This window comes from Aeromonas sp. 600527, assembly GCF_049175415.1.
Taxonomy (GTDB): Bacteria; Pseudomonadota; Gammaproteobacteria; order Enterobacterales; family Aeromonadaceae; genus Aeromonas; species Aeromonas veronii_A.
Window position 1 is genome coordinate 80,338 of record NZ_JAAKVA010000003.1, and the last position, 15,896, is coordinate 96,233.

Sequence of the window (15,896 nt, forward strand, 5' to 3'; positions counted from 1 at the left end):
CCAGATCATGCTGGGAGCAACGGATCGCCGGAGCCCTCCAGATGTTCACTATCGATACCCTGCTGACCCAGCACTTCCCCCGCCTGCTTGGCTACCCCCTGCTCACCCCGCTGTTAAAGCGGCTGTTGGGCTGGCTGCTCAACGAACGTGCCTTTGCCGACTTTGCCACCCGCTACCCGCACCTGCGCGGCCTCGACTTTGTCGAGCAGGCGCTGACCCAGCTCGATTTCGACTATCGGGTCAGCGAGGCGCAACTGGAGCATATTCCCGCCAGTGGCCGGGTCATTCTTGTTGCCAACCATCCCATCGGCTCGCTGGATGGACTGGCGCTGCTGCAACTGCTCGGCCGCATCCGCCCCGATGTGAAGATCGTCGCCAACCAGCTGCTGGCCCAGCTCGCGCCGCTGCGCCCTCTGCTATTGCCGGTAGACAATATGGAGGGCAAGACCGATCGACAGGCCATCCTCGCTATGAATGAACACCTCGCCCATGAAGGGGCACTGGTGATCTTCCCCGCAGGCGAAGTCTCGCGGCTTGGCCTCAAGGGGGTGAAAGATGGCCCCTGGCAGGCAGGCTTTATCAAACTGGCCCAGCGCACCCGCACCCCGCTGGTGCCCATCCATCTGGGGGGGCGCAACAGCCTCTGGTTCTATCTCGCCTCCTGGCTCAACAAGCCCGCCTCCGCTCTGTTGCTGGTACGCCAGCTGTTTCGCCAGCAGGGGCAGACCCTGCCGGTGACCATAGGGGCACGCATTCCACTCGGCAGTTTTCAGGAGCTGCCCGCCAAGACGGCGGCGCGGCTGGTGCGCAACCACCTCTACCGGATTGGCCGTGGCAAGGCGGGGCGCCTGCAGACCGAGGCCCCCATCGCCCTGCCGGAGGATCGCCGCCAGCTCAAACAGGCCATCGAAAGCTGCGAACAGCTCGGCACCACCCCGGATGGTCAGGGGATCTACCTCTACCGCCGCCATGAACTGAGTCACTCGGTGATCCTGCGCGAGCTGGGGCGACTGCGGGAGATCGCCTTTCGCGCTGTGGGGGAAGGATCCGGCAAGCGGCGGGATCTCGATGGCTTTGACAACGACTATCACCACCTGATCCTCTGGGATCCGGCCCGGCTCGATATTATCGGTGCCTACCGGTTCGCCCCGGTGGCCGAGCTGCTGGCCAGCAAGGGGAAGGATGGCCTCTACAGCCACACCCTGTTCGGCTTTGAGGATAAGCTGCTGCCCCGGCTGGAGCAGGCCATCGAGCTTGGCCGCAGCTTTATCCAGCCCGCCTACTGGGGCAAGCGGGGGCTCGATTATCTCTGGTTCGGCATCGGTGCCTATCTGGCCCGCTATCCCCGCTACCGCTACCTGTTTGGCCCGGTGTCGCTCTCCGGCAGCCTGCCGCCGGCGGCCAAGGATCTGCTGGTGAGCTTCTACCGCCAGCACTTTGCCCCCGAGCTTGCGCTGGCCCCCTCCCGCCGTCCCTACCCCGAGACGCAGCCTCTGTTCGAAGGGGTGGATTACGGCGCCGATCTCAAAGCACTCAAGGCCCGTCTCGACAATCTGGGCTGCGCCATCCCCACCCTCTACAAGCAGTACTCCGAGCTGTGCGAGCCGGGCGGGGTGCAATTTATGGACTTTGGTATCGACCCCGACTTCAACCACTGCATCGACGGGCTGGTGTGGGTCGATGTGAGCCGCATCAAGTCCCACAAGCGGGCCCGCTATATCGGCAGTCATCTGGCCGAGCCGCGCTTATAACCCTGCAGGCGCCAGGCAAACAGCCAAAGGCAAAAAAGGAGAGAGAGGCCATGGCCTCCCTCTCCTTTAGCTCTCATGCTCAGCACCTTTTCGAGGCGCTCGGCCCATCTGGCGTTACTCGGCCGCCTTGCGATCCGAGTGGCCGAGATCCCGCTCCGGAGCGATGACGTCACGCACCCGCTGTTTGATCTCCTTGGCCTCGGGGAAGCCGTCATCGACCACCCGATCCCACACCTGCACCCCGCCCACCAGAATGCGAAACTCCCCCTTGCTGGCCGGCACCAGCGCCACCTCCCCCAGATCGCTGTCAAAGGTGGATAGCAGCTCCTGCGCCAGCCAGGCGGCGCGCAGCATCCAGCGACAGAGGGTGCAGTAGCGGATTTCGATGCGGGGTTTGCTGATCAGGGTTTCAGACTCGGTCATGAGTGACTCCATAAAAAAGCGACAATGGCGGGAAGTGGCGTACCGCTGCCCAATAGCCGATCCCGGTTTGGTCAAATCAGTGCTGTTCAACCCCATGAAAATCGGCCAGCCAATGGCGGGCAATGGTACGCATCGCCGATTCTGGCAGCTCGAACAGGCCGGGTGCAAGAGGGCCTGCCGCCAGCATCCGGATCCCTTCCATGATCTCCGCCAGCACCAGATAGACATATTCACCAATCACGGCGCCATGGACGAAGTTAACCGCCTCGCCCCGGTTGAGCAGGTAGATCTGGGTACCATCCGGCCGGTTGAGGGCCAGCACATGGGGGCACACCTCTTCGCTCGGCCACGGCAACTGGGCCAGCGAGAAGGCGAACTCGTCGTCAGCCGAGGTGACCGAAGCGACCATGGTGCCGGGGCGCAGCGCTTGCAGATCCGCCAAGTCCAGCGAGCCGTTGCCGGTAGAGCAGATCACCAGCTCGGCACGGCTCAACGCCTCGGCCTTGGTGATCAGGCGAAAACCGTGAGAGAGCGCTTCGACCTGTCGCAGCACATCGGTCTCCACCAGCCCGAGATGGAGGTTGCGACAGCGCAGGTCGCGGGCGATGCTGCGCCCCACCTTGCCATAGCCAAAGAGCACGGCTTCGCAGACGTTGAAGGTGCGATTGAGGGTGCGAGCCAGCGACTCCGCGGAGTAGACCACGCTCAAACCAATCTGGATATCCTCGGCCTGCTTGAGGGGGCTGCGCGCCACCGACACAACCGGGGTAGCCAGCACCTCCTGCTCATAGCGTTGATGGCCGTTCTCGGTCATCTCCACCACCCCGAGGAAACGGGGGCCGAAGTATTCACTCAAGATCACCTGGGTTTTGGCAAAGTAACCGCCTATGTCGAGGATCAGCAACCGCTCGTGGGGGGCCACCAGCGGTGCAATTTGCTGGATGAGACTGTCGGGATCATTGGTCCAGTGCCGGTTAAGGGGCAGCACCGGATAGTGCTGGGATACCCACTCGAAGGTAGGTCCGTGTACCGATTTCGGTTTGGGTAAAATCGCGCCAATCCGCCCAATCTGACCGAGGGCATCGATAAAACGGGGGCGATCGGGAAGCAGGTGAGTGACCAGCAGAATGCAGAGACCGTCGATACGTCCCTGTCCGGTGAAATGGCGAAAAAACAGATGCTCAGATCCTTGACTGCGCAACTGTGGCCTCCTTATGTGCCGCAAAGCAGGCAAACAGAACCCGGCGCGGCCGGGTTCTGTGTGTGTCCAAATAAAATGAAAATCCTTTTTATCTGAAACACATAGGGGGCTCAATCATTATCTGTCAAGAGTATGAGCGGGTAAGCAAAAATGACCGTAATCGACTGTTTTTCATGCAAAAATCAGTACAACGAAGCTTCTGGCCACACCGTCCAGAGGCTGAGTCCGGTTCCCGAAGCGGCGAGCAGGAGTATCCCCCCCCAGCGCACAGGCAAGGACTTGTCACGCAAAAACCACTCCAGCAGCGGCAACAGCCAGACCGGTAGCAACACCGCCAGCGGCACCTCCACATATTGCCAGGCGAGCATCTGGACTAAGGCGAGGGCCAGCGCCAGACCGGCGGGTGCTACCTTGATGCCAACAAAGGTGGCAAGCAGGGCGCGAAAACCGGCGAAAGCGGCCAGCGCACCGGCCAGCTGGGCAATCAGCAGGCTGCCATCGATGCCGATCACCAGCGCCAGCCAGATAAAGCCGAGGGCAAACCCGAGCCCTTCGCGGCTGTCACAGCGCAAGGTGCTCCAACCAAACCAGAGGATGGCGGGCAGTAGCGCCAGCCAGATCCCGGGTTCGCTCGCCAGTACCGAGGCCAATCCCTGCCACCACACCAACGCACTGAACACCCCAAAGAGCAGCAGCGAGCCGCGCAGATCGTTCACCTGAGCCGCAATGGCGGGCACCAGCAGGGTCAGCGGCAGCCACTGCCACGCCTTTTCCGGCATGCCATAGAGGCCACCGAGCCAGGATCCCACCAGCCAGAGCGCCAGCGCGCCCCACAGATAACCCAGTCGCGGCCAGCGCCACGATAGCAAAGCGGCTCCCAGAGGAGCCGCCAGGGTTTGCAGCAGAAGTTCCGCGCCCATTACTTGCGCACGCCTTCGACAAACAGGTTGATGTTCATCTCGTCCGGAATGCCGGGCAGCATGTAGCTCACGCCAAAGTCACTGCGCTTGATGGTGGTGGAGGCGTTGAAACCGCTGCGGTAGCCGCCCCAGGGATCCTTGCCCTCACCGATCTTGACCAGATCGAAGGCCACTTCCTTGGAGACGCCGTGCAGGGTCAGGGTCCCTTTCAGCACGCCTTTATCCTTGGTGCCCTCGTAAGCGGAGCTGACGAAGGTCATCTTGGGATACTGCTTCACGTCGAGGAAGTCAGGGCTGCGCAGGTGCTTGTCGCGGGCCTCGTGATTGGAGTCGACGCTGGCGGCATCCACTTCAAAGCTCGCCTTGGCCGCCGCCGGGTTGGCGTCATCCATGCTGAAGGTGCCGCTGAAGGTGTTGAAGCGACCCACCAGCTCGGAGAAGCCCAGGTGACCCACCTTGAACTGCACTGTGGTGTGCGCCGCATCCACATCGTAATCCGCCGCCATCAGAGGGGTCGCCATAAACAGGCAGGAGGCCAGCAGAGCCTTGGTCATTTTCATCCGTTCGTTCCTTCATCTTGGGGTTCACATCAGTGGTTAAAATGCTAACCTCGTTCTGAAGATGAATAATCAGTGATTTATTAAATTCATTATTTACTGAGGATGGAAAATGGACCAGATCGCCGCCATGCGCACCTTTATCAAGGTGGTGGAGTGCCAGAGCTTTACCAAGGCTGCCAACCAGCTCGGCATCTCGGTCGCCATGGCCTCCAAACTGATGCAGCAGCTGGAGGAGTCCCTCGCCACCCGGCTGCTGTCGCGCACTACCCGCCAGGTCAATCCCACCGAGGCGGGCCAATTTTACTACCAGCGCTCCCTCGCCCTGCTGGCGGAGCTGGAAGAGACCCACAGCCAGCTGACCCACCACAACCAGCAGCCCAACGGCACACTCAAGCTCTCGGTGCCGATGGATTTTGGCTATCTGCACCTCTCCCCCGCCCTGCCGCTGTTTCGCCAGCGCTTTCCCGATCTCAAGCTCGATATCGAGTACAGTGACCGGCGGGTAGCGCTGGTGGAAGAGGGATTCGATCTGGCGCTGCGGATCGGCCACCTCAGCGACTCCTCGCTGGTGGCGCGCCAGCTTGCCACCATTCGGGTCGAGCTTTGCGCCAGTCCCGCCTACCTGGCACACAAGGGCAGACCGGAAAAACCCGAGGATCTCAAGCAGCACGACTGTCTGATCTACACCCTGACCCAGCCGGAGTGGCACTTCAAACGGGGAAACGAGCAGCAGAGCATCCGGCCACAGGGGCCGCTGCGGGCCAACAACGGGGTGGCGCTGACCCGCGCCGCTTGTGATGATCAGGGCATCATATTGCAGCCCACCTTTATCGTAGGGGAGGCCCTGCGGTCAGGGCAGCTGGTCAGCCTGCTGCCGGAGTGGGACAAGGGAGAGGTGGGACTTTATGCGGTCTATCCGCACCGCCGCTTCGTCTCGGCCAAGGTGCGCTGCTTTATCGAGTTCGTGCAGGAGCGCTATCTCGCCCCGCAACAGTGGGATGTGCCGACCTGATGGCCAGAGCAGAGGGTACGGCCTGCTGGTCCAGCTTGAAACCTAACGCTGGTCGGGTGCGGTGGTGGATGCAGCAACAGGGGTGAGCTTGGCTAGCAGACGCTCCTGCTCGAGGCTTAACTGCCAGCGTGGCAGACGGGTGCGGATCACCGACAACTGCGGCTCACTGAGGGCATAGGGGAGCGCCACTTCAATCTCGGGGCAGTCAAACATGGCGGCCAGCTGCAGGATCAAAATGAGGTTTGCCTCGTCGGTCTTGTGCTTGTTGACCCGTTTGCGGATCTCGTGGCGCAGCTGGGTTTCGGGGTCCTGGGTCATCGCCTGCCAGCCGAAACCGAACAACGGCACCAGCGCGCTGACAATCCCCAGCGCCGTCATCGGCTGCTTGGGGGGATGATAGAGTGCGTTGAGATCCAGCCGAACAGGATTCTGACGAACCTCACCTTCACCAAATAAAATCGTTTTCGTCATTGGATTACCCGTTATATTCCACTAGACTGCGGCGCATATTTTACCCCGATATGCCAACGAGGTGCTGATGCTAAGCGATATCGAGATCTCCCGCCAGTCCCCCCGTCTCTCAATCCTCGCGCTGGCCGAACGCCTCGCCATCCCCCAGCACCAGCTCAGCCCTCATGGCCACTACAAAGGCAAACTCAGCCTCGACCTGCTCACGTCTCAGCCCAAGCAGAGCGGCAAGCTGGTACTGGTGAGCGCCATCACCCCGACCCCGCTCGGTGAAGGGAAGACGGTGACCACCCTTGGCCTCTCCATGGGGCTCAACCATATCGGCCAGCCCAGCATCGCCACTATCCGCCAGCCGAGCCTCGGCCCGGTATTCGGGGTCAAGGGGGGCGCAGCCGGTGGCGGCCACGCCCAGGTGGTGCCGATGGAGGAGATGAACCTCCACCTCACCGGCGATTTTCACGCCCTGACGGCGGCCCACAATCTGGCGGCTGCAGCTCTCGATGCCCGCCTGTTCCACGAACAGAAACTGGGTACAGAGTTCACCGCCAAAACCGGCCTGCCGCGGCTTGATATCGATGCCGATAACATCCTCTGGCCGCGCACCCTCGACATGAATGACCGCGCCCTGCGTCACCTCACCATAGGTCAGGGCGGCGTAAGTGATGGGGTGGAGCGCAGCGATCATTTCGTCATCACCGCCGCTTCCGAGCTGATGGCCATTCTGGCGCTGGCGAGCGATCTGAAAGACCTGCGTCAGCGCATCGGCCGCATCCAGCTGGCCCGCGATATCCACGGCAAGCCCATCACTGCCGAGCAGCTGGAAGTGGCGGGCGCCATGACGGTGCTGCTCAAAGACGCGCTGCAGCCGACCCTGATGCAAACCACCGAGCAGACGCCGGTGCTGGTGCACGCTGGTCCCTTTGCCAATATCGCCCACGGCAACTCCTCGGTGATCGCCGATCGCATCGCCCTTGGCCTGACCGACTATGTGGTGACCGAGGCGGGTTTTGGCTCCGACATGGGGCTGGAGAAGTTCTTCAACATCAAGAGCCGCCAATCCGGTATTACCCCCGCCTGCGTGGTGCTGGTGGCCACGGTGCGCGGCCTCAAAGCCAACAGCGGTCTGCTCGATATCCGACCGGGCCAGCCACTGCCAGCCAGCCTGCAGGGGGAAGATCTGCCAACCCTCAAGCAAGGCTGCGCCAACCTCGCCTGGCATATCCGGAACGCCCGCCGCTACGGGATGCCGGTGGTGGTCGCCATCAACCGCTTCCCCACCGACAGCGAGGCCGAGCTGGCGCTGCTGGCCCATGAAGCGCAGCAAGCCGGCGCCTGTGGCGCGGCCATCTCCAACGCCTTCATCCAGGGCGGTGCAGGCGCCAGCGAGCTGGCCCGCGCCGTGGTGGCCGCCTGCGAGCAGCCAAGCAAGGTCAAACTGCTCTACCCCGACGAGATGAGCCTCGACGCCAAGCTGGCGACCCTGGTGGAGTGCGGCTACGGCGGTCGCGGGGTGCAGATCTCCGATAAAGCCCGCCAGCAGCTGGCCCAACTCTCTGCCGAAGGGTGGGATCACTTGCCCATCTGCGTGGCCAAGACGCCGCTCTCCATCAGCCACGACCCCGCCCTCAAAGGGGTGCCGACCGATTTCGAGGTGCCCATCGACGAGGTGAAGCTCTGCGCCGGTGCAGGCTTCGTCTATGCGCTGGCGGGCCCCATCATGACCATGCCGGGGCTGGGCAGTTTGCCTGCCTATCGCCATATCGATATCGATGAGAACGGCGAGATAGTCGGACTGAGCTGAGCCCTTCCACAACGACAGAAACAACAAGGCCCCGCCAATTGGCGGGGCCTTCTGTTACCCATGCATCAACCCTTAGAGGGTGAAGCGCTGGGTCATATGGTGCAGGGTGTTGGCCAGCTTGCTCAGCTCGACGCAAGCCTGGGCGATCTGATGAGCGCCCTGGGCATTCTCGTCAGCGGCATTGTGAATGTTGACGATGCTGCGATTGAGCTCTTCGGTCACCGCGTTCTGCTCTTCGGTGGCGGTGGCGATCAGGGTGTTCATGTCGGTGATGCGCACCACGGCACCATTGATAGTCTCGATACTGGTGCCGGCGTCCCGCGCCAGACCGACGCTCTCCTGCATCTGGTGACGGCTCAGCTGCATGGCGTTGCCCGCCTCGGCGGCGCGGCTCTGCAACAGCTCGATCATCTTGCTGATCTCGGCGGTGGAGTCCTGGGTACGCTGTGCCAAGGAGCGAACTTCATCGGCGACGACCGCAAAACCACGACCCTGCTCACCGGCACGGGCCGCTTCGATGGCCGCGTTAAGGGCCAGCAGGTTGGTCTGACCGGCAATATCGCGGATCACATCCAGCACCACGCTGATGTTGGCGCTGTCGGCCTCCAGTTGCTGTACCACTGTGCCTGCCTGTTCAATCTTGACCGACACCTCTTCGATGCTGGTAATCGAGCTGCGCACCACTTCGCTGCCAGCAGCGGAGGTGCGGGAGGCATCCTTGGCGGCGCTCATGGCATCCGTGGTGTTGCGGGCTACTTCGTTGACGGTGGACTGCATCTCATTCATGGCAGTCGCCACCTGGGAGACTTCGTTCTGCTGGATAGCCATGCCGCTGGCAGACTGGCTGGAGATGGCGCTCACCTCCTCCACCGCACTGCTGAGTTGGCTCACGGAGCCAGCGATCTCGCTCACCAGATCGGAGAGGGAGCCCTGCATCCGGTTGATGGCGGAACCCAGCTGGCCCAGTTCGTCGCGGTTGAAGCGGCTGTCGCGGATCCACTCCTGCAGTTCGCCCTGACCCAGATCACCATTGGCAATGCGCTGGGCCTGACGGGCCAGCATGATCAGCGGGTCGCGGATCTGGCGAGTCAGTACCACTGAGAGCACCACCACCAGGATCAAACCGAGCACCAGTGCGATGGTGACGCTCAGGTTGGCGGATTGGTAAGAGGCGACAATGTCACTGCGGGATTCAGAGGCATAACCATGGTTAATCTGAATAAGGGAGGCCACTGACTTGCTCAGCGCGGTGTAAAGGGGAACCCCCTCCTCAAGGAAGATGCGTTGGGCTTCGGCAAGCTGATCGCTGTCTTGCAGCTGTTGGACTCGCTGGTGCAGGGCGACGTAACGATCCCAGTCAGATTTCACCGTATCGAAGGTACGGCGCTCCGCCACATCCTCAGGCCAGATCGTCTTGTCATGGGCAATCAGCTGCTGCGCGATCGAGTTAAGCTGCTGACTGGCAATATTCCGATATTCAGCCCTTTTCAGCGGCTCGGCGGCCACCACGAAATAACCCAGCTCATAACGACGCAACTCACCGAGAGAATCCCCGATCGCACTGGTGCGATTAACCGCTGGCAAGATACTGTCGGTAAACCGGATGGCAACATCATTCATATTGCCAAACTGGACAAGGGCAAAACCGCCGATAAAGGCGACCATCAAACCGAGCACGGCAAAGCCGGCGGTGAGTTTTTTACCTATGGTCATGGTACTGGTATTCATGGGATATCCTGGTGGTCGTTAAATTCGTAGCACTCGTCCGGTTCACGCCCTCCTGGCATGAACTATCTGGCCACCTGTTCAGTGGCGCACCATCCAACCTTGATGAATATCTCTGAATTCCATGAGCGGCAGCGAGAGCCGTGAGGGGGCGCTAGAGTAACCGGATTGTGATGGTTCGGAAAGAGTCTGCCCGGTTACTTTTTGTAAGGTGAAAACGAGGTTTTTTTCGTGTTCGATTAAATATACCGCTCAGATGAATAAATCGAAAAAAATGCATAACGTTTGCATAAGGCAAGCCGAGCAGGTCAAGCCGTTGCAGGCCGCCACTCTCATCCGGAACCAATGAAAAACGCCAGCAATAGCTGCTGGCGTCTCGTTTATTCAGCAAGGCGGTTACAAAACAACCGCCATCTTATCCGCGCAGGCCACCCAGAAATTCGGTCCGGGTATCGGGCTGGGTCTTGAACACCCCGCCGAGGGAGGTGGTGGTGGTATAGGAAGTGGAGTCCATCACTCCGCGCGCCTTGACACAGTAGTGGGTCGCCTTGATGCTGATGGCCACATCCTTGGTGCCGAGCAGGGTCTGCAGCGCCAGCAGGATCTGCTGGGTCAGCCGCTCCTGCACCTGGGGACGGCGAGCGAAGAACTGCACGATGCGGTTGATCTTCGACAGGCCAATCACCTTGCCACGAGGGATATAGGCCACATGGGCCATCCCGTCGATGGTGACGAAGTGGTGTTCGCAGGTGCTGGTGAGGCTGATGTCCCGCACCATGATCATCTCGTCCACCTGCATCTTGTTCTCGATCACCGTCACCTTGGGGAAGGTGGAGTAATCGAGTCCGGAGAAAATCTCGTTGACGTACATCTTGGCGATGCGGTGCGGCGTCTCAGCCAGACTGTCATCGGTCAGATCGAGCCCCAGCGTCTCCATGATGGAGCGCATATGGCCTTCGATCTTCTCCCGCTTCTGCTGGCTGTTCAGCTCGTTGGCAACCAGGGGGGTTTCCAGTCCCTGGGCCTCGAGGGCCGCCCTGACCAGCAAGGCTTCCTGACTCAGTGTTGTCATTCTCTTCTCTCCCATGCTCAGGGACGTCGGGGCCGCCACGCTGGCCACCCCAAGCTTGATGATTGTAAGGCGGCATAGTAAACGGCCATTGCCGCCAATATTCAAGTCAACTTGCGTCCGTCATCATACTTTATGACCATAGCCCGACTTTTACCGCCCCATCCGCTGCCCATCCCCGGCAATTTTTGTGATAATCCCGCCTTCAATCATCACAAGAGGTCATGACGATGGGATTTGATACCAGCGGACTACTGCCGTTAAGCGATGCCCTGCAAGGAATGCTGGAGCAACTGGCCTGCTGTTGCGACAGCGAGCAACTGCCCCTGCCAGAGGCCCTTGGCCGGATCCTTGCCAGCGACATCGCCTCTCCCCTCGCCGTGCCCCCGTTCGACAACTCCGCCATGGACGGTTACGCCGTGCGCCTGGCCGATCTCGCCGCCGGCATCCCGCTCATCATGGCGGGCAAAGCCTTTGCCGGTCAGCCCTATCAGGGCGAATGGCCCGCCGGCCACTGCGTGCGTATCATGACCGGTGCCCCGGTTCCCGCAGGGACAGATGCAGTGGTGATGCAGGAAGAAACGCAGGCCGACGGCGATCGGATCACTTTTCTGGCACAGCCCGAACCGGGCCAGAATATCCGCCGCGCCGGCAGCGATATCGGCAAGGGGGCCTGTGTGTTGCAAGCTGGCACCCGCCTTACCCCGCGCGAGATGCCGCTGCTGGCCTCCCTCGGCATCGCGACCGTGCCGGTACGCCGACCGCTGAAAGTGGCTATTTTCAGCACAGGTGACGAGCTCAAGCCGGTTGGCACCCCGCTGGCCCACGGCGACATCTACGACTCCAACCGCTACGGCGTGCGGGCCATGCTGGCGCGGCTGGGCTGCGACTGCCTCGACCTTGGCATCATCCCGGATGATCCCGCCCAGCTGCGTGCCGCATTTATCCGCGCTGATGAAGAGGCCGATGTGCTGATCACCACCGGCGGCGTTTCGGTAGGGGAAGCGGACTTCACCAAACAGCTGCTGGACGAGCTCGGCGAGATCGGCTTCTGGAAGCTGGCCATCAAGCCGGGCAAGCCATTTGCCTTCGGCCGCCTGCCCCGCGCCTGGTTCTTCGGCCTGCCGGGCAACCCGGTCTCCGCCATGGTTACCTTCGATCAGCTGGTGCAACCGGCGCTGGCCAAGCTCGCAGGCCAGCAGTTCGAGCGCCCACTCCAGCTGCAAGCCATTGCGGCCGAGCCACTCAAAAAGAGCCCGGGCCGACTCGACTTCCAGCGCGGCGTGCTGAGCCAGGGGCCAAACGGTCTCGAGGTGCGCAGCACCGGCTCGCAGGACTCCGCCGTGTTCAGCTCCCTGTCGCGGGCCAACTGCTACATCGTCCTCGAACGGGAACGGGGTCGCGTTGCCGCGGGCGAGACGGTGACCGTCGAGCCATTCGGAGGATTGCTGCTGTGAGCGAGATCCTCTGCGACGCCGAACTGCTGCGCTACAACCGCCAGATCATCCTCAAATCCTTCGACTTCGAGGGACAAGAAGCGCTCAAACTAGCCAAGGTGCTGGTGATCGGCGCCGGTGGCCTTGGCTGCGCTGCAAGCCAGTATCTGGCGGTGGCCGGGGTTGGCCAGCTCACCCTGGTCGATTTCGACAAGGTGGAGCTCTCTAACCTGCAGCGTCAGGTGCTACACAACGATGAGCGAATTGGCCACGACAAAGTAGACTCAGCAGCGCAATCGCTGCGCGCCCTCAATCCCTGGCTCAAGGTGGAGACCCACGCTGCCGTGGCCGATGAGGCGCTGCTCGATACCCAGCTGCCCCGACATCAGCTGGTGCTCGATTGCACCGACAACCTGGCCATTCGCAACCTGCTCAACCAAAAGGCGCGCCAGCACAGGGTACTGCTGGTCAGTGGCGCCGCAATCCGGCTGGAGGGTCAGCTGTGCAGCTTCACCTGGCAGGAAGATGAACCCTGCTACGCCTGCCTCAGCGCCCTGTTTGGCGAGCAGGCCCTCACCTGTGTCGAGGCGGGAGTGCTCGCCCCCGTGGTGGGATTGGTGGGCAGCCTGCAAGCGCTCGAAGCCATCAAGCTGCTGGCGGGCATGGGCAAAAGCTACAGCGGCCGCCTGCTGATGATCGATGGCCTGAGCGGCACCTTCCGCGAGATGAAGCTGCCCAAACGCCCCGACTGCCCCGTCTGTTCCCATCCTTGACGCAAACGGGATCAAAAAAAGCCGAACCCTGTGGTTCGGCTTTTTGGTATCTGCGCCTAACAACCCCTTTCTCAATGGGTCGTGAGGATCCGTTGCAACAGGTGATTAAAGCCCGAGGGGTCTTCCGCAGGCCAGGCGTGGTGGCCGTTGGGGGTGTGGATGGTGGCGTTGGGCAAGGCGGCAAACTGCTCTACCCGTTTGGCCAGCGGCAGGTAGTCATGACTGGTGGAGATGATGGCCACCGGCTGCCAGATGGCGCCGAGCCGGGCGCGTACCGACCAGCCGGGTAGCGCCTCCAGCAGCGCCTTGTAGGTTTTCTTTTTATTGCGCACGAAACGCAGCCGGAAGGTGTGGCGCACCTGAGCCAGCTCCGGGCCGGGAAAAAGCTCGCGCCCCAGCCACCAGGCGAGCGGCCGCATGCCAAACCAGCGCAGCCACTTGAGGCGCTGGGCGTAACGCTCCTGCTCTTTGGGGGTCTCTAGCAGAAACTCGCTAACACCGTTGACCAGCACCAGCCCCTGCACCTTGTGGGGCAGTTGCAGCGCCAGCTCCAGCGCCACCATGGCCCCGAGCGACAATCCCACCACCCAGGCGGGTTCTTGCTGTGCATCGAGCCAGTTCACCACATCGGCTGCCAGGGTCGCCACATCGAACGGCCCCTCCTGCATGCTCTGGCCGTGGCCGCGCAAGTCCAGCGCCACCACCCGGTACTGTTCGGAAAACCGTTCGATCTGCGCCTGCCAGTCGAGGCTGGAGGAGCCCAGCCCGTGCAGCAGCAACAGTAAGGGGCCCTCTCCCGCACTGCGCAGGGCAAGACCGTTGGATTTGATCACCTGATTGCGGCGCATCAGTTCATTGCCTCTCGACTCATCACCTGAACCATCTCTCGTTGTTATATTGCCCGTGGCCATCCTGCCACGTTATCAGCACGGCGCCCAATCAGCCTTCGCTGACCAAACTCACCGCCTTGATGTAAGCGTAGATCTGCTGCTCCGGCACCAGCGCCAGCCGCCTGGCGGAGCGGCTGGTGATCCGGGCCAGCAGTATCTGCTCACCCAGCGCCAACTGCAACAGGGTCTGGCCGGGGCGCACCTCGCGCACCGCCAGCAGACGGGTGACGAGACAGTTGGAAAGGCTGGAGTGCTCGATGGGGGCGGTGGCGATCACCACATCGCGCCCGGCCACCTTGATCTGCAGGGGCCCCCCCTCGTCCGGCACATGAGTCATGGTGACACGCAAGTGTTGCTCACCAAGCTGCAGAGTCGCCATCTGCTCGTCATTATCGTAGTGAGAGAGGGTCGCCGTCAGCATCACCCCGGCATCGTCGCGACTGGCAAGCGAAAGGTCGGTACGGGCGAAGATCTCGCTCGGTCGACCTTGCGCCTCCACCCTGCCACCTTCCAGCAGCACCAGCTGATCGCAGAGCAGGCTCACCTCCTCCATGGCGTGGCTAACGAAGATCATCGGGATACCGCTCTCCTGCTGCAACCCCTTGAGCACATGGGCCTGATGGATGCGGCTGCGCCGATCGAGCGCCGAGAAAGGCTCATCGAGCAGCAGCAGATCAGGCTCGGCCAGCAGCGCCCGCCCCAATGCTACCCGCTGGCGTTGGCCGCCAGAAAGCGCATGGGCAGGCTGCCCCAGCAGATCGGCAAAACCGAGTCGCATCGCCAGCGCTTCGGGCTGCCAGCGCCCTCGCCCCTTGCGGGCCGCCAGTTGCAGATTGCCAAGCACCGTCAGATGGGGGAAGAGGCGCGAGTCCTGAAACACCAATCCGATCCGGCGCGCTTCGGGCAGAAGTTGAGCATACTCCCGATCGCGCCACCGCAAGCGATCCCTACTTCGGCGATCGAGTCCGGCGATGATGCGCAGCAGTGTGCTCTTGCCGCAGCCGGAGGGGCCGAACAGGCCGAGGATCCCCCCCAGCTCGAGGGTCAGTGCGCAGTCGAGGGTAAAAGGGCCAAACTCGCGCCGGACATGGAGGTTCAGGACATGGCTGCACGAGGCATTGCTTGGCGAAGAAATAGTGGCTGGCTGATTCATCCAAACACTCTCCGCTGTCTGCGCTGCAGCACCCCGTAGACCAGCACTAGCATCACCAGCGAGAAGGCCATCAGGCCGCCCGCCAGAATATGGGCGTTCTGGTAATCCATCGCCTCCACATGATCAAACAGGGCTATCGAAAGCACCTGGGTCTCGCCGGGGATATTGCCGCCAATCATCAGCACCACCCCGAACTCCCCCAGGGTGTGAGCAAAGCCCAGCGCCGCCGCCATCACGAAGCTGGGCAGGGTCATCGGCAAGATGATGTGAAAGAAGCGCTCCAGCGGGCCGAGCCCCAGGGTAGCGGCAGCCTCCAGCTCCTTGTTACCCATGTTGACGAAGGCGGAGGTGAGCGGCTGCACCACAAACGGCAGCGAATAGAGGATGGAGGCAAACAGCAGGCCGAGAAAGCTGAAGGCGAGCGGGGCGCCAAAGGTGTCGCGCCACCAGGCGCCGAAACCATATTCGGGGGAGAAGGCGAGTAGCAGATAAAAACCCAGTACCGTGGGAGGCAGCACCAACGGCAGTGCCACCAGCGCCTCCACCAGCGGCCGCAGCCGGTTCTGACTGCGCGACAGCCACCAGGCCAGCGGCGGTGCCAGCAACAGCAAAATCGCTGTGGTGCAGGCCGCAAGCTTCAGTGTGAGCCAGACCGCCAGCAGATCCCCTTCACTCATTGCCGACCTCCCGGTTGATAAATGCCCCCAACGGCAT

The 15,896-nt window shown here is 61.9% G+C and carries 15 protein-coding genes; 5 read left to right on the top strand and 10 right to left on the bottom strand.

The features are described 5' to 3' along the window. Window positions 1-41: 41 nt before the first annotated feature. A complete protein-coding gene (locus G5154_RS06125; protein WP_159144013.1) occupies window positions 42-1,751 on the top strand; it encodes a lysophospholipid acyltransferase family protein in 1,710 nt (569 codons plus the stop codon). Between the two features lie 114 nt (window positions 1,752-1,865). Here G5154_RS06125 and G5154_RS06130 read toward each other — a convergent pair whose 3' ends face one another. The 4 genes from G5154_RS06130 to G5154_RS06145 all read right to left on the bottom strand — a co-directional run bounded on the left by G5154_RS06130 (window position 1,866) and on the right by G5154_RS06145 (window position 4,855). Then, entirely contained in the window at window positions 1,866-2,174 is a 309-nt protein-coding gene (locus G5154_RS06130; protein ID WP_019445942.1) for a SelT/SelW/SelH family protein, read from the bottom strand. Between the two features lie 76 nt (window positions 2,175-2,250). Further along, the gene (locus G5154_RS06135) at window positions 2,251-3,375 is read right to left on the bottom strand and encodes an adenosylhomocysteinase (protein WP_421250531.1); all 1,125 of its coding nucleotides are present in this window, start codon (window positions 3,373-3,375) and stop codon (window positions 2,251-2,253) included. A gap of 182 nt (window positions 3,376-3,557) precedes the next feature. Beyond that, window positions 3,558-4,295 (bottom strand): hypothetical protein, encoded by a 738-nt coding sequence (locus G5154_RS06140; protein WP_421250532.1) that lies wholly within the window; start codon window positions 4,293-4,295, stop codon window positions 3,558-3,560. Continuing rightward, window positions 4,295-4,855 (bottom strand): YceI family protein, encoded by a 561-nt coding sequence (locus tag G5154_RS06145; RefSeq protein WP_005334411.1) that lies wholly within the window; start codon window positions 4,853-4,855, stop codon window positions 4,295-4,297. The genes G5154_RS06140 and G5154_RS06145 overlap by 1 nt, the downstream gene beginning before the upstream one ends. 109 nt (window positions 4,856-4,964) lie before the next feature. On the opposite strand from G5154_RS06145, the gene G5154_RS06150 reads away from it, so the two are divergent. Continuing rightward, window positions 4,965-5,867 carry a LysR family transcriptional regulator gene (locus G5154_RS06150; RefSeq protein WP_421250533.1) on the top strand — a complete coding sequence of 301 codons (903 nt, stop codon included), beginning with the start codon at window positions 4,965-4,967 and terminating at the stop codon, window positions 5,865-5,867. Window positions 5,868-5,909: 42 nt separating this feature from the next. Here the strand turns inward: G5154_RS06150 and G5154_RS06155 are convergent, their stop codons facing one another. Then, the gene (locus G5154_RS06155) at window positions 5,910-6,338 is read right to left on the bottom strand and encodes a hypothetical protein (protein WP_106842653.1); all 429 of its coding nucleotides are present in this window, start codon (window positions 6,336-6,338) and stop codon (window positions 5,910-5,912) included. 67 nt (window positions 6,339-6,405) lie between these two features. Between G5154_RS06155 and G5154_RS06160 the strand changes: the two genes are divergently transcribed. After that, the gene (locus tag G5154_RS06160) at window positions 6,406-8,136 is read left to right on the top strand and encodes a formate--tetrahydrofolate ligase (RefSeq protein ID WP_421250534.1); all 1,731 of its coding nucleotides are present in this window, start codon (window positions 6,406-6,408) and stop codon (window positions 8,134-8,136) included. A 72-nt stretch (window positions 8,137-8,208) separates the two neighbouring features. Here the strand turns inward: G5154_RS06160 and G5154_RS06165 are convergent, their stop codons facing one another. Both G5154_RS06165 and folE read right to left on the bottom strand, forming a co-directional pair. Beyond that, complete coding sequence (locus G5154_RS06165) at window positions 8,209-9,864, bottom strand: methyl-accepting chemotaxis protein (RefSeq protein WP_421250535.1); 1,656 nt, start codon at window positions 9,862-9,864, stop codon at window positions 8,209-8,211. Window positions 9,865-10,276: 412 nt separating this feature from the next. Next, complete coding sequence (folE, locus tag G5154_RS06170; RefSeq protein WP_421250536.1) at window positions 10,277-10,933, bottom strand: GTP cyclohydrolase I FolE; 657 nt, start codon at window positions 10,931-10,933, stop codon at window positions 10,277-10,279. Between the two features lie 227 nt (window positions 10,934-11,160). Here folE and moeA point away from each other — a divergent pair, with 227 nt between their 5' ends. Beyond that, entirely contained in the window at window positions 11,161-12,387 is a 1,227-nt protein-coding gene (gene moeA, locus G5154_RS06175; protein ID WP_421250537.1) for a molybdopterin molybdotransferase MoeA, read from the top strand. Continuing rightward, on the top strand, window positions 12,384-13,139 hold the full coding sequence (gene moeB, locus G5154_RS06180; protein WP_421250538.1) for a molybdopterin-synthase adenylyltransferase MoeB: 756 nt from the start codon (window positions 12,384-12,386) through the stop codon (window positions 13,137-13,139). The genes moeA and moeB overlap by 4 nt, the downstream gene beginning before the upstream one ends. A 71-nt stretch (window positions 13,140-13,210) precedes the next feature. Here the strand turns inward: moeB and G5154_RS06185 are convergent, their stop codons facing one another. The 3 genes from G5154_RS06185 to modB all read right to left on the bottom strand — a co-directional run bounded on the left by G5154_RS06185 (window position 13,211) and on the right by modB (window position 15,859). After that, entirely contained in the window at window positions 13,211-13,987 is a 777-nt protein-coding gene (locus tag G5154_RS06185) for an alpha/beta fold hydrolase (RefSeq protein ID WP_421250539.1), read from the bottom strand. A gap of 91 nt (window positions 13,988-14,078) precedes the next feature. Further along, window positions 14,079-15,182: a molybdenum ABC transporter ATP-binding protein gene (gene modC / locus G5154_RS06190; RefSeq protein WP_421250540.1), complete on the bottom strand. Its 1,104-nt coding sequence runs from the start codon at window positions 15,180-15,182 to the stop codon at window positions 14,079-14,081. Beyond that, a complete protein-coding gene (gene modB, locus G5154_RS06195) occupies window positions 15,179-15,859 on the bottom strand; it encodes a molybdate ABC transporter permease subunit (protein ID WP_005361814.1) in 681 nt (226 codons plus the stop codon). The genes modC and modB overlap by 4 nt, the downstream gene beginning before the upstream one ends. Window positions 15,860-15,896 lie beyond the last annotated feature (37 nt).

Bases quoted from the DNA above. Each gene is read 5' to 3' on its own strand.
- moeA (WP_421250537.1), top strand. From the start codon at position 11,161: ATGGGATTTGATACCAGCGGACTACTGCCGTTAAGCGATGCCCTGCAA.
- modC (WP_421250540.1), bottom strand. From the start codon at position 15,182: ATGAATCAGCCAGCCACTATTTCTTCGCCAAGCAATGCCTCGTGCAGC.
- G5154_RS06130 (WP_019445942.1), bottom strand. From the start codon at position 2,174: ATGACCGAGTCTGAAACCCTGATCAGCAAACCCCGCATCGAAATCCGC.
- G5154_RS06140 (WP_421250532.1), bottom strand. From the start codon at position 4,295: ATGGGCGCGGAACTTCTGCTGCAAACCCTGGCGGCTCCTCTGGGAGCC.
- G5154_RS06145 (WP_005334411.1), bottom strand. From the start codon at position 4,855: ATGAAAATGACCAAGGCTCTGCTGGCCTCCTGCCTGTTTATGGCGACC.
- G5154_RS06150 (WP_421250533.1), top strand. From the start codon at position 4,965: ATGGACCAGATCGCCGCCATGCGCACCTTTATCAAGGTGGTGGAGTGC.
- G5154_RS06155 (WP_106842653.1), bottom strand. From the start codon at position 6,338: ATGACGAAAACGATTTTATTTGGTGAAGGTGAGGTTCGTCAGAATCCT.
- G5154_RS06165 (WP_421250535.1), bottom strand. From the start codon at position 9,864: ATGAATACCAGTACCATGACCATAGGTAAAAAACTCACCGCCGGCTTT.
- G5154_RS06125 (WP_159144013.1), top strand. From the start codon at position 42: ATGTTCACTATCGATACCCTGCTGACCCAGCACTTCCCCCGCCTGCTT.
- folE (WP_421250536.1), bottom strand. From the start codon at position 10,933: ATGACAACACTGAGTCAGGAAGCCTTGCTGGTCAGGGCGGCCCTCGAG.
- G5154_RS06185 (WP_421250539.1), bottom strand. From the start codon at position 13,987: ATGCGCCGCAATCAGGTGATCAAATCCAACGGTCTTGCCCTGCGCAGT.
- modB (WP_005361814.1), bottom strand. From the start codon at position 15,859: ATGAGTGAAGGGGATCTGCTGGCGGTCTGGCTCACACTGAAGCTTGCG.
- G5154_RS06160 (WP_421250534.1), top strand. From the start codon at position 6,406: ATGCTAAGCGATATCGAGATCTCCCGCCAGTCCCCCCGTCTCTCAATC.